This is a genomic window from Variovorax glacialis, from assembly GCF_051216375.1.
Classification (GTDB): domain Bacteria; phylum Pseudomonadota; class Gammaproteobacteria; order Burkholderiales; family Burkholderiaceae_C; genus Variovorax.
The window spans coordinates 42,747-55,532 of the sequence record NZ_JBPJZT010000016.1; the positions used below are offsets into that span (position 1 = coordinate 42,747).

Here is a 12,786-nt window from a genome sequence, read left to right on the forward strand (position 1 = left end):
GACGACGTCGTGATCGAAGGCAATGCTTCGAGCCAAGCTCACACCGGCTGGCAACTCCGAAGCCCGGCCGCTCGGCGCAGAGTTCAGCGTGCTCATCGACCTCGTCCTCGCGCGGACGATCAATGCCGCGAGCTATGGCCAAAGCTGATAGGGCGCGATGCCTTATTCACCAGTAGTTGAAACGGGCCGCTGGGAAGTACTTGCAGCCCGAATTGCCCCACGCGCGGTCCCTGGCCCGGTCCTGCCAGGCCTGCGGAGAGGCTACTCCCGGTTCAGACTGCGGATTCACCCACGCCGAGTTGGCATAGCCGTGCGTGCTCTGCGGGTCGAGGCGATCGGAAGGGGGAGGGCGGACTGCGGACACGCCGGTTGTTGGGTAGAAATCGATGCATAGGGCCCTCCGTGAGTGGCCTCAAATCCGCGCGAAGCCGAGGCGTTCAGCCGGCCGAGAGATCGGGAGTTTTCTCCCGGGGACATCATGATGTGAGACCCCTGGGCAGAAGCATGTGTTCCTCAAGCCTGAACGAGAAGGATAGCGCGCACTGTGCCCTGGCGTACAGACCAGAGTCTCCGGCGCGGGCTACAAGTGTCTCTTTCGTGGTAGGTATCTATGTGAACGCAACAGTCTGCATTTTTCCTGGGCGAACGGCGGCGCTTGCGGCATTGCTCGCGGTATTCACCAGCGCTTTCGCTCAAGACCAGGCGCTATCGTTGGACCGGTTCAACGCTGCGCCCGATGCGGTCTCGAAGCCCTTGCCGGACGCCACGTCCGCAGGCGCGAAGCTGGTCTCGAGCTATTGCGCTCAGTGCCACGCAGCGCCGATGCCCACGCTCCATACCGCCAAGGATTGGTCGAGCGTGACCCAACGCATGCACATCCAGATGGACAGCCGCTGGCGGAGTGTCAACACGCCGACTGAGCAGGAGATGGACTCGATCGTCGCGTACATGCAGAAGCACGCACGGCAATAGGCGCCACCCGGAGGTCCTCACGCGCCGCCACATCGAACTCAGTTCCTGTTGCGAGTGTCGATCCAATGCCAGCCGGCGATCTCCGGCATGTCCTGGCCGTGGCGACCGATGTATGCCCGGTGCTCCAGCAGTCGGTCCCGCAGATGCTGCTGCACATGGCCCGCGCGGTCGCGGATGCGCGGCACATGGTCGATGGCGTCAGCGGCGAGGTGGAAGCGGTCGAGCCGGTTGAGCACCGTCATATCGAACGGTGTGGTGGTCGTGCCTTCTTCCTGATAGCCGTGCACGTGGAAGTTGTCGTGGTTGGTGCGCTTGTATGTGAGCCGGTGGATCAGCCACGGATAGCCGTGAAAGGCGAAGATGACCGGCTTGTCGGCAGTGAAGATCGAATCGAATGCCGCGTCGGAAAGGCCATGCGGATGTGCCGAGGGCGACTGCAGGGTCATCAGGTCGACCACATTGACGACGCGGACCTTCAGATCAGGCAAATGGTGCCGCAGCAGGTCGACAGCCGCGAGCGTCTCCAGAGTCGGCACGTCGCCTGCGCAGGCCATGACCACGTCCGGCGCCGCACCCTCGTCATTGCTGGCCCAGGTCCAGATGCCCATCCCGACGCTGCAATGGCGCATCGCGGCGCTCATGTCCAGCCATTGTGATTCGGGCGCCTTGCCGGCCACGATCACGTTGATGTAGTTGCGGCTGCGCAGGCAGTGATCGACCACCGACAGCAACGTGTTCGCGTCAGGCGGCAGATAGACGCGCACCACCTCGGCCTTCTTGCTGACCACGTGATCGATGAATCCCGGGTCCTGGTGGCTGAAGCCGTTGTGATCCTGCTGCCAGACGTGGCTGGTCAGGAGGTAGTTGAGAGATGCGATCGGTCTGCGCCAGGCGATCTGCCGCGAGACCTTCAGCCACTTGGCGTGCTGGTTGAACATCGAGTCGATGATGTGAATGAAGGCCTCGTAGCATGAAAAGAAGCCGTGCCTGCCGCTTAGCAGGTAGCCCTCGAGCCATCCCTGGCAGAGATGTTCGCTGAGCACCTCCATCACGCGTCCGTCGGGCCCGACATGGTCATCGCCGGGAAGGATCTCAGCAGTGGACATCCGGTTGGTCACCTCGAACAGCGCCCCCAGGCGGTTCGAGGCCGTCTCATCCGGTCCCATCACACGAAAGTTGCGCTCGCCGTCATTGAGCCGCATCACCTCGCGCAGGAATTCGCCGGTCAAGCGCGTCGCCTCGGCCTTGACCGCGCCGGGCGCCGGCACGGCGACGGCGAAGTCGCGAAAGTCCGGCAGCCTGAGCTCCTTGAGCAGCAAGCCACCATTGGCATGCGGATTGGCGCTCATCCGCCGCCTGCCGCGGGGCGCAAGCGCGGCAATGTCGGCTCGCAACGCGCCGTCCTCGTCGAACAGTTCCTGCGGCCGGTAACTGCGCATCCAGTCGTCCAGAAGTGCGACGTGGGAGGGCTGGTCCGAAAACCCTGCCAGTGGCACCTGGTGCGCGCGTTGCGTGCCCTCGATGGCAACGCCGTCGACCGTCTCGGGCCCGGTCCAACCCTTGGGCGAACGCAGCACGATCATCGGCCAGCTGCGGCGCCGGCTGAAGCCATCGGCGCGGGCTTCCACCTGGATGGCGCGGATCACATCGAGCACCGTGTCGAGCGCGGCGGCCATCATCCTGTGCATGGCCTCTGGCTCGCGGCCCGAAACGAAGTGCGGCTCGTAGCCGTAGCCGCGCATCAACGCGGCCAGTTCCTCGTCGCCGATGCGCGCCAGCACCGTTGGCCCCGCGATCTTGTAACCGTTGAGATGGAGGATCGGCAGCACTGCGCCGTCGTGGGCGGCATTCAGGAACTTGTTCGAATGCCAGCTTGCGGCGAGGGCGCCCGTCTCCGCCTCGCCGTCGCCGATCACGCAACAGGCCAGCAGGTCCGGGTTGTCGAAAACCGCGCCATAGGCATGCAGCAGCGAGTAGCCGAGTTCGCCCCCTTCGTGGATGGATCCCGGCGTTTCGGCCGCGACATGGCTGGGGATGCCACCGGGGAAGGAGAACTGCCGGAAGAGACGCTGGAGTCCTTCGGCGTCATGCCCTATGTGCGGATACACCTCGCTGTAGGTGCCTTCGAGATAGGTGTTCGCTACCACCCCGGGCCCGCCGTGACCCGGTCCCGCGATGAAGATCGCATCGAGCTCGCGGGCGTTGATGGCACGGTTCATGTGCGCGTAGATGAAATTCAGGCCCGGGGTCGTCCCCCAATGACCGAGCAGGCGCGGCTTGATGTGCTCGAGCGCGAGCGGCTCGCGCAGCAACGGATTGCTCATCAGGTAGATCTGGCCGACCGAGAGGAAGTTGGCAGCGCGCCACCAGGCGTCGACGCCGGCGAGGTCCTCGGGCGACGGCGATGCGTGGCGATTTGACATGGGATCAACTCCAGTCGGGAGGGTTGAAAAGTTATCTGACAGGCTTCGTCGGCGATTACCTGCTCCTCGTCGGTGGACATGACGAGCAGGGCCAAGCTTGCTGTCGGTCGAATCAATGCGCGGCGCGGTGTCGCGGCGCAGATCAATGACGCCGCGGCCGCATGCGTCCGCTCGTCCCGACTTCACTGAAAAGAGGCCGACCTTGATCGTCGAGGACCCGGGATTGAATGTGAGGAGAACGCGGTCTCTGCCGCCGAAAGTCGCAGGCCCAGGCATCGGCGGCGCTATTCCATCGCCAGTGCGCCCGCAGGCAGGCTCATATGAGCTGCGGCCGGATGCGCTGCGGTCGTGGCAACGACCTCGGGCGCACGCACCAGCAGCACCGGCACGGTTGCGTAGCGCAGGATGTTTTCCGCGCTGCTTCCAAGCACCATGCGCCCGACACCGCGGCGTCCATGCGTGCCGAGCACGATCAGATCCGCAGGCCACTGGCTGGCCTCGGCCGTCACCAAAACATGGACGAGCCCGGAGAACGTGTCATTCAGGATCGTGTCGACCTCGATGCCGGTGGCGGCAACGATGGACTTCGCCTGTTCGAGGACCCGTGCGCCGTTTTCGCGAAGGATGCCTAAGAGATCTCCGCCGTAGCCCGCATAGGCTTCCATGCCGAAGGAAAACGAAAGCTCGTCCACGACGTGAATGAGGCGCAGGCGGCCATGCGTGAGCTGGGCGATGCGGATGGCCTCTTCCAAGCCGCGCATGGATGTGAGGCTGCCGTCGACGGGAACGAGAATTCGTTGGTACATGGCGCGCTCCTTTCAGGAGGCTGGTGCATTGATTCGGAAACGGATCCGACACCCCTTCTAGATCCTTGGAGACGAGTGGTCTGTGCGGCAGCGCACGAAATTGACGCCAATGCCGGAAACGCCGTCGTCGATGATGCTGACCTCGCAGGCAAGCGTGTCTGCGCGATGTGCTCGCACGCATTGCCGATCAACCGCATCGTGGACTTGCTGCCCTGGAATATCGGCGGGCACCGCGTTCAGTAACGATCCGCAGCCTGAACCACGCCACCTAGACCGGCACCTCACGCAGTGGTGGGATCGTGTTGCGCAAGGCGTCGTCGTGATGTGTCGATGCCGACGCGCGATGGTTGATGAAAGCGAGCGCGATGGCTCCGAGCGCACCCGCCGTCGCGATGGCGATGAAGTTCTGCTCCAGGGGCAGCTTCAGCGAAACGAGCAAGCCGATCAGCAGGGGCGCCATGATCGCGCCGGTACGCCCTATCCCAGCTGCCATCCCGATACCTGTCGATCGGATTGCCATGGGGTAGTACTGGCCGCAATACGCGTATGCGACGATCTGGGCGCCGGTGGTGCAGGTGCCCACCAGTCCAACGATCACGTAGAGCACTTCCTGCGACGTCTTGATGGTCATCATGTAAAGGAACACCGCGCCGAGCGCATACATGATCACCAGCACGTACTTGATGTTGAACTTGTCGGCGAGCCATCCCCCTGAGATGGCACCCACCATGGCACCGACGTTCAACGCCAGTGAGAACGTCAGGGCGGAACCGAGGCTGTAGCCCGCCATTGCCATCAGCTTGGTCAACCAGGAACTCAACGCGTAGATCATGAATAGTCCCATGAAGAAGGCGATCCAGAACATGATCGTGCTGAGGCCGCGGCCGTCTTGGAACAACTGGCGGACGGGCGCTCCCCCGGCCTCGTCCTCTGCCGGCAGCAAGAACTCCTCATGTGCCTCCATCCGCAGGTCCGGCACGAGGCGACTGACGACTTGCCGCAGGTGGGTGTCGTCATGGTGCTTGATCAGGAAGGGCAACGACTCCGGCATCATTTTCAAGATAAACGGGATCAGCAGCACGGGCGCGCCGGCGGCGATGAACACCGATGGCCAGCCATAGGTTTCGATGAACTGCTTGCCGATGAGCGCGGCCAGGATGCCGCCGACCGCATAGCCGGAGAACATGATAGTCACCATGCGGCTTCGGATCGTCTTGGGAGAGTATTCGGTCATCTGCGCCACGATATTGGGCATCACGCCGCCGATGCCGAGGCCTGCAAGGAATCGCAGCACGCTGAACGTGTACGGATCGCTCGTGAATCCTGCCGCCGCTGTGAAGACACTGAACAGAAAGACACAGATGGAGATCGTCCAGCGGCGACCGATCCGGTCAGAGAGGGTGCCAAGAAATATCGCACCGAACATCATTCCGAACAGGGCCGAACTCGCCATGAACCCGGCCGTGGAGGCGTCGACGTTCATGTCCTTCATGATGCTGGGCAGAGCGATGCCCGCCACCGCGAGGTCGTAGCCATCGATGATGATGATGAGCACGCACCAGCAAAGGACAAGTGCGTGAAAGCGATTGAACCTGGCCTCGTCGACCAGTTTGTGAACGTCTATCCGATGCATGATGGGCTCCGGTTTGCTTTGGTCGACGAGTCCGCTCTGAGCTACCGTTTATTCACTTCAGTGGCCGCGGCCATACGCTCGCTTGCAGCGGTGACTTGTTGCGCAACAGCGGCCTGTCCTCCGGCGAGAATGCCCATGAGGTTCTCGGCGTTTTCTCGCGCAAAGGTCGCATAGTTCTCGGCGAGACTTCGGACGAGATCGGCATGTGCGCTGGACGCCGCTGCGCCGCCAAAGGCCTTCTGCGCGAGGTCCAGAAACTCCTGCGCATTGACGTTCGCCAGTTCGGCGACCTCCGGCGATTGCGCGAAACTCGTCATGAGTTCCGTGTTGGACGTGGACAGCTTGACGAAGGGTTTCGTGAGGTCATTCATATGGATCTTTCCCCGGGATGCGCCGGTCATTGAGGCCACTCGATTCTTGGAGCACTACCAGCAGCCTGTCAGGCGGTGCCGCCGATCGGAGCCAAAGACTCCGTGAGGCCTTGAGATCCGTTCCGCCGCACGGACCCTGTGCTTGCGCCCATTTCCGTGCCTTCCTCTGTTTACAACGTAGCGGGTGTCCTGTCGGTGCGGCAGAGCACCCACAGGCGCATTCATCGCTGGTCCATCACTCATGAACGCACGCGCGAACGCCGAGCGGCCTGGGAGCAGCCCGCAGTCAGACGAGGCTGAGCGCCGGCGTCGGCTGCGGCTTCACAGCAACCATCTCAGCCGGGCGCCTGGTCGCCGAGGTTGTCATCACCACCGCCTCGCCGTCAATGACCACGGACTCTCCGACCGTGCAGACCGTTTCTAGCGTCACGCGGCGGCGCGGGAGATCCACAGACTTGACGCTGACACGCGCATGCACCGTTTCGCCAATGCGTACCGGCGCACGGAAATTCAGCAGCTGGCTGAGATAGATCGTGCCGGGCCCTGGGAGGTGGTTGGCCACCGCAGCCGAAATCACGCTGGCCGTAAGGAAGCCGTGCGCGATTCTGCCGCCAAAGCGCGTCGTCGCCGCGAACTCTTCGTTCACGTGCAGGGCGTTGTTGTCACCCGATACGCCAGCGAACAGGACGATGTCGGCCTCTGTGATGGTCTTCGAGAAGGTTGCGCGCATGCCCTCTTTCAGGTCTTCGACGTCGTAGCCGTTCATTTCATTCATGTTGTCCCCGAGCTAGAACTGGGCGTCCGTCAGGCCCAAGGTGGTCGACGCTCCATGCAGGACCGTGTCACGCAATGCGCCGGCCCCGGGCAATACGTGCATCGCATAGTGATGCGATGTGATCCGCTTCGCGTTCAGGAAATCGGCATCCGTGTCGCCGCGCGCCAATCGCAGCGTGGCGACTTGCGCAGCGCGCGCCGTCAACCAGCCGGCGATCACCGTGCCGCAGAGCCGCAGATAGGGCACAGCCCCGGCCGCCGCATCGCGCGGCGAAGCGGCCAGCACCCAGTCAGTGGCTTCGGCGAGGGCACGCAACCCGTTTCCTAGGGCCAGGGCCACGCCCGCGAGCACCGCGTCATCGGTTGCGCCCGGCGCATGAAGCGAGTCGACGTCGGATTGCATCATCGCGATGAGCTCCTTCATCGCCGCGCCGCCATCGCGCGTCAGCTTGCGCCCGATCAGGTCGTTGGCCTGGATGCCCGTCGTTCCTTCGTAGATGGTAGTGATTCGTGCATCGCGCATGTGCTGCGAGGCGCCGGTTTCCTCGATGAACCCCATGCCGCCGTGAATCTGCACGCCGTCCGACGTGATGCCCAACGCGTTGTCGGTACACCAGCCTTTGACGACGGGTATCAGCAGGTCGACCAGCGCCTGCGCCTTGTGCCGCGTGGAGGGGTCCTCGTGGCCGTGAGCACGGTCCATCTGGCCGGCCGTGTAGTAGGCCAGCGCACGCATCGCCTCGACGCGTGCCTTCATGTCCATCAGCATGCGGCGTACGTCAGGGTGACCGATGATGGTCGCGCTGGCGCCGCCCTCGCGGCCCAACGTCTTGCCTTGAACGCGGTCGAGCGCAAACTGCCGTGCCTTCTGGTAGGCGCGGTCCGAGATCGCTACGCCTTCGAGGCCCACGTTCAGGCGTGCGTGATTCATCATCGTGAACATGCAGGCGAGTCCCTTGTTGAGCTCACCGACCAGCCAGCCGAGCGCGCCCGGCCCCTCGCCGAACGACATCACAGCCGTGGCGCTGCCGTGGATGCCGATCTTGTGTTCGATCGAGGCGCACACGAGGTCGTTGCGCTCGCCAAGCGAGCCGTCGGCATTCACGAGGAACTTGGGGCAGACGAACAGTGAGATACCCTTCACGCCCGGCGGCGCATCTGGCAGACGCGCCAGTACGAGATGGATGATGTTGTCCGCCATGTCGTGCTCGCCCCAGGTGATGAAGATCTTCGTTCCGCTGATGCGGTAGTGGTCTCCATCCGGAATGGCCTTGGTGCGAATGGCTCCGAGGTCAGAGCCGGCTTGGGGCTCGGTGATGTTCATGGTGCCGGTCCAGCGGCCTTCGATCATTGCCGGCAGATAACGCTGCCTCAGTTCCTCACTGCCGTGATGCGTGATGGCCTCCACGGCGCCCAGCGTGAGCATCTGGCACAACGAGAACGCCATGTTGGAGGCCTTCCACATCTCGAGCACCGCGGTCGACACCAGCGTGGGCATTCCCTGCCCGCCGAACTCGGTGCCCGAGGGCATGCCGTTCCATCCGCTCTTGCAAAAGCCCGTGTAGGCGTGCCTGAACCCGTCGGCGGTGGTCACGACGCCGTTGCTCCATTGGCAGCCCTGGGTGTCTCCCTGAGCATTGATAGGCGCCAGCACGTCGCTCGCAAATCGCGACGCTTCCTCAAGGATCGCCTCGACCAGGTCGCCAGTGACTTCTTCATTGCCGACTTGAGCGAGCACCGCATCCAGGCCACCATGCGCTTTCATGGCGAACAGCATCTCGTGCAGCGGGGGGGTATAGAAGTTCATGACGACACTCACACGATGGCTGCGGCCGAATGCAGCTGCTCGCGCAACACGAACTTCTGGATCTTGCCGGTGGAGGTCTTGGGCAACACCCCGAAAATGACCTGCTTTGGAACCTTGAACCGAGCCATTTCCGCGCGGCAATGCGCGATGATTTCCGCCTCTGTCGCAGTGGCACCCATGCGCAGTTCAACGAAGGCCGCGGCCACCTCGCCCCATTTCTCGTCCGGCTTGGCCACGACGGCGGCCGCGAGCACCGCGGCATGGCGATACAGCACCTCTTCGACTTCGACACTGGAAATGTTCTCGCCACCGGAGATGATCACGTCCTTGCTGCGATCCTTGATCTTCACATAGCCATCGGACTGCGTTACCCCGAGGTCGCCCGTGTGGAACCAGCCACCGGCGAACGCTTCCTCCGTGGCCTGTGCGTTCTTCAGGTAGCCCTTCATCACCAGATTGCCGCGGAAGAAGATCTCGCCTATCGTCTCCCCATCCGCCGGCACAGGTTCCATCGTGGTGGGGTTCAGCACGACGATGGCCTCTTGCATTGGATAGGCCACGCCTTGGCGCGCGTTCAGGCGGGCGCGCTCGCCCACCGGGAGCGCAGCCCACTCGACCTGCTGGGCGCATACAGCCGCTGGGCCGTAGACCTCCGTCAGCCCGTAGACATGAGTGATTGCGATCCCCATCTGTTCACAGCCTTCGATGATCGCGGCGGGCGGCGCGGATCCGGCGATCAAACCCTTGACAGCGTGGCGAATGCCAGCGCGCTGCGCTTCGGGCGCGTTGATCAGCATGCCATAGACAATCGGCGCACCGCAGAGGTGGGTGACCTTGTGCTCGCGGATCAGGTCAAACACTGTCTCTGGCTCGAACTTGCGCAGGCAGACGCTGGCGCCGGATTGCAAGGCCAGGGTCCACGGGAAGCACCAGCCGTTGCAATGGAACATCGGCAGCGTCCAGAGGTAGACGGGGAGGCGCGGCATCTCCCACGTCACGACGTTCGACACCGCGTTGAGGTAGGCGCCCCGGTGATGCGTCACCACGCCCTTGGGGTTGCCGGTGGTGCCGGAGGTGTAGTTCAGGGCAATGGCATTCCACTCGTCGGAAGGCAGCTTCCAGCGGAAGTCAGGGTCGCCCTGCGCGAGAAAGGACTCGTACGAAACGTCGCCGAGCGAATTGCCGGCCGGCGCATGGTCGTCCTCGACCTCGACTACGAATGGCCGCCTGTCGCCAACCATCGCGAGTGCCTTCTCGATCACGCCCGCGAATTCTCGGTCAGTCAGAAGCACCTTCGCCTCACCGTGTTGCAGCATGAACGCGATGGCCTCCGCGTCGAGGCGCGTATTGAGCGTGTTGAGCACGGCGCCCGTCATCGGCACGCCGAAATGAGCTTCAAACATCGCTGGCACGTTGGGCAGCATCACCGCGACGGTATCGCCCGCGCCAACCCCGCGTTGCACAAGAGCACTGGCCAGTTGGCGACAGCGCGAATGTGTGTCGCGCCAGGTTTGCCGTCGTGTTCCGTAGATCAGCGCGGTGTGCCCCGGGTAGACGCTGGCTGATCGCTCCAGGAAACTCAGGGGCGACAAGGGAACGAAGTTGGCTTCGTTCTTGTCCAGGCCGAATTCGTAGGGATGGGCTCTTTTCATGGTGATGTCCGTTCTTCGGCGCCGCTCAGGCGCCTAGCCGTTCCAACATAGACGCACCAGGCGAATCCGTCTGTGCGCTGCCGTACCGCTCTGCAGCGCCGATGCTGGCAGTCAATGGAAACGCATCACCCACTTGCGCAACTCGCTGTACCAGAGCAAGCACGGCACTGGCATCACAACGCACAACAGCCACTCGTCCGCAACTGCATTCGGCCGCCGCCATCCAGTGAGCGCGCTTCACCGTCCGTGCGCTGAACGATGGCCGAAGCGACGCAAGTGAAGGTCGACCAGGATCGGAGGCAATGCCAGCATGGCCAAGGTGCAGGCGATCGGAATGGTCGCCGCGAAACCCACAGCCTTGAATGCCAAGGCGCCGACCACGCCCCCCGCGAAGAACGACGCCAGGATGGCGCAATGAATGAAGAGCTTGTCGCGGTTGGCCTTGACGAAGTGCACGCTGTTGGCTGCCGCGTTGCGGTTCCAGTAGAACAGCCGGCCCAGCTCGATGCCGATGTCTGTGGCGATACCGGTCATGTGCGTCGTTCGAATCTCGGCACCGGAAATCTTGGTGATGATCGCGTTTTGCAAGCCCATGATGAAGCACAGCAGCATTACCGTGGCGGGGACCATCAGGTGGGCGAAGGACGCGAGATTCGCACCCGCGAGGCCGAACAACAGCAGCAGCGCCGCCTCGACCATCAGGGCCAGCGCATACTTGCTGTGCAACCTTTGGCGGCGTGCCCAGTTGATCAGGAGCGCCGTGCAGGCCGCCCCGCTCACAAATGTCGCAAGGGCCACTACGCCTGCGAGCGCCAGTGCCAGGCTGCCGATGGCGAAGTCGTCGGCGACCGACGACACGATCCCCGTCATGTGAGAGGTGTAGCGGTGCACAGCGAGAAAGCCACCGGCGTTGATGGCGCCCGCGACGGCGGCCAGCACGCAGCCCAACTGGCGATTGGCCGCCTGGGTGCGCCGCCTCCCGACCAGCCCGTACAGGAAGCCTGCCCAACGCGCGGTCATATCGAATGCGTTGTAGTTCAGCGAAGCGAAATGGTCTGTGCGGCACCGCACCATCCATGCTGTCGGTGCACTGGCGCACCGACAAGTCCAGCGCAAGGGTCTACAAGGTGATGGCACATCTACCAAAGAGAGAGACGAAATGACCCAACGTGACGTTGTGATTCTGGGCGCGGCCCGCTCGGCGATCGGCACCTTCGGCGGAGGCTTGGCCGACACGGAACCCGCGGAACTGGCGGGAACCGTCATGAAGGAGGCCGTCCGGCGTTCAGGCGTCGACCCGAAGGCCATCAACTACGTGACCGTCGGCAACACGATTCCCACCGACAACCGTTTTGCCTACGTGGCGAGGGTCGCGGCCATCCAGGCCGGCTTGCCGGTGGATTCGGTCGCGATGTCCGTCAATCGCTTGTGCTCCTCGGGCCTTCAGGGCATCGTGACCACCGCGCAGAACATCCTGCTCGGCGACTGCGACTACGGCGTGGGAGGCGGCGTGGAAGTGATGAGCCGGGGCGGCTACATGTCCGCTGCGATGCGCTCCGGAGCGCGAATGGGCGATACCCAGATGATCGACATGATGGTCGCGACGCTGACCGACCCGTTCGGTGTGGGCCACATGGGAATCACGGCTGAAAACCTGGTGAGCAAATGGGGCATCACCCGCGAGGAGCAGGACGCGCTTGCCGTCGAATCGCATCGACGCGCTGCGGCCGCCATCGCCGAAGGGCGCTTCAAGTCGCAGATCGTGCCCATCGTCAAGCAAACGCGCAAAGGCGAAGTGACCTTCGACACGGACGAGCATGTCAAGGCATCGACATCGATGGAGACCCTGGCGAAGATGAAGCCGGCATTTAAGAAGGACGGCTCGGTGACAGCAGGGAACGCGTCGGGCATCAACGACGGCGCGGCTTTCTTCGTCCTGGCCGATGCGAGCGTCGCGGCGGCGGCCGGCCACAGGCCGATGGCCCGGCTGGTGTCGTACGCGGTGGCCGGCGTTCCGAACGAAATCATGGGCGAGGGACCGATCCCTGCGACGCGGCTGGCGTTGAAGAAGTGCGGCATGTCGCTCGACCAGATGGATGTGATCGAAAGCAACGAGGCCTTTGCCGCGCAAGCCATCGCGGTGGCGCGCGGGCTGGAATTCGACGTGAGTAAAGTCAACCCGAACGGGGGCGCAATTGCCCTGGGCCATCCCATCGGCTGCTCCGGTGCGTTCCTCGCGACCAAGGCCATCTACGAGCTGCACCGTACGGGCGGACGTTATGCGCTCGTGACCATGTGCATCGGGGGTGGCCAGGGCATCGCCGCGATATTCGAACGCCTCTAAGCAC

Annotated in this window: 11 protein-coding genes; 3 read left to right on the forward strand and 8 right to left on the reverse strand. The window is 63.4% G+C overall.

Annotation, left to right across the window (positions count from 1 at the left end; genetic code table 11):
• The first annotated feature begins 22 nt into the window (after window positions 1–22).
• On the forward strand, window positions 23–148 hold the full coding sequence (locus tag ACSFBL_RS28835) for a hypothetical protein (protein WP_435519245.1): 126 nt from the start codon (window positions 23–25) through the stop codon (window positions 146–148).
• A 563-nt stretch (window positions 149–711) separates the two neighbouring features.
• Entirely contained in the window at window positions 712–972 is a 261-nt protein-coding gene (locus tag ACSFBL_RS28840; RefSeq protein ID WP_435519246.1) for a hypothetical protein, read from the forward strand.
• Between the two features lie 38 nt (window positions 973–1,010).
• On the opposite strand, the gene ACSFBL_RS28845 is transcribed toward ACSFBL_RS28840, so the two are convergent.
• The 8 genes from ACSFBL_RS28845 to ACSFBL_RS28880 form a co-directional block, all read right to left on the reverse strand.
• Window positions 1,011–3,395, reverse strand: coding sequence for a phosphoketolase family protein (locus tag ACSFBL_RS28845; RefSeq protein ID WP_435519247.1), 2,385 nt, complete (start codon window positions 3,393–3,395; stop codon window positions 1,011–1,013).
• Between the two features lie 284 nt (window positions 3,396–3,679).
• On the reverse strand, window positions 3,680–4,201 hold the full coding sequence (locus ACSFBL_RS28850; RefSeq protein ID WP_435519248.1) for a universal stress protein: 522 nt from the start codon (window positions 4,199–4,201) through the stop codon (window positions 3,680–3,682).
• Between the two features lie 268 nt (window positions 4,202–4,469).
• The gene (locus tag ACSFBL_RS28855; protein ID WP_435519249.1) at window positions 4,470–5,834 is read right to left on the reverse strand and encodes an MFS transporter; all 1,365 of its coding nucleotides are present in this window, start codon (window positions 5,832–5,834) and stop codon (window positions 4,470–4,472) included.
• 41 nt (window positions 5,835–5,875) lie between these two features.
• Entirely contained in the window at window positions 5,876–6,235 is a 360-nt protein-coding gene (locus ACSFBL_RS28860) for a hypothetical protein (protein ID WP_435519250.1), read from the reverse strand.
• Window positions 6,236–6,491: 256 nt separating this feature from the next.
• Window positions 6,492–6,980, reverse strand: a complete 489-nt coding sequence (locus tag ACSFBL_RS28865; RefSeq protein WP_435519251.1) for a MaoC family dehydratase — start codon at window positions 6,978–6,980, stop codon at window positions 6,492–6,494.
• A gap of 12 nt (window positions 6,981–6,992) precedes the next feature.
• Window positions 6,993–8,786 (reverse strand): acyl-CoA dehydrogenase family protein, encoded by a 1,794-nt coding sequence (locus ACSFBL_RS28870; protein WP_435519252.1) that lies wholly within the window; start codon window positions 8,784–8,786, stop codon window positions 6,993–6,995.
• An 8-nt stretch (window positions 8,787–8,794) separates the two neighbouring features.
• Entirely contained in the window at window positions 8,795–10,438 is a 1,644-nt protein-coding gene (locus tag ACSFBL_RS28875; RefSeq protein WP_435519253.1) for an acyl-CoA synthetase, read from the reverse strand.
• A gap of 237 nt (window positions 10,439–10,675) precedes the next feature.
• On the reverse strand, window positions 10,676–11,458 hold the full coding sequence (locus ACSFBL_RS28880) for a YoaK family protein (protein ID WP_435519254.1): 783 nt from the start codon (window positions 11,456–11,458) through the stop codon (window positions 10,676–10,678).
• 139 nt (window positions 11,459–11,597) lie between these two features.
• On the opposite strand from ACSFBL_RS28880, the gene ACSFBL_RS28885 reads away from it, so the two are divergent.
• Window positions 11,598–12,782, forward strand: a complete 1,185-nt coding sequence (locus ACSFBL_RS28885) for an acetyl-CoA C-acyltransferase family protein (RefSeq protein WP_435519255.1) — start codon at window positions 11,598–11,600, stop codon at window positions 12,780–12,782.
• Window positions 12,783–12,786: the final 4 nt, after the last annotated feature.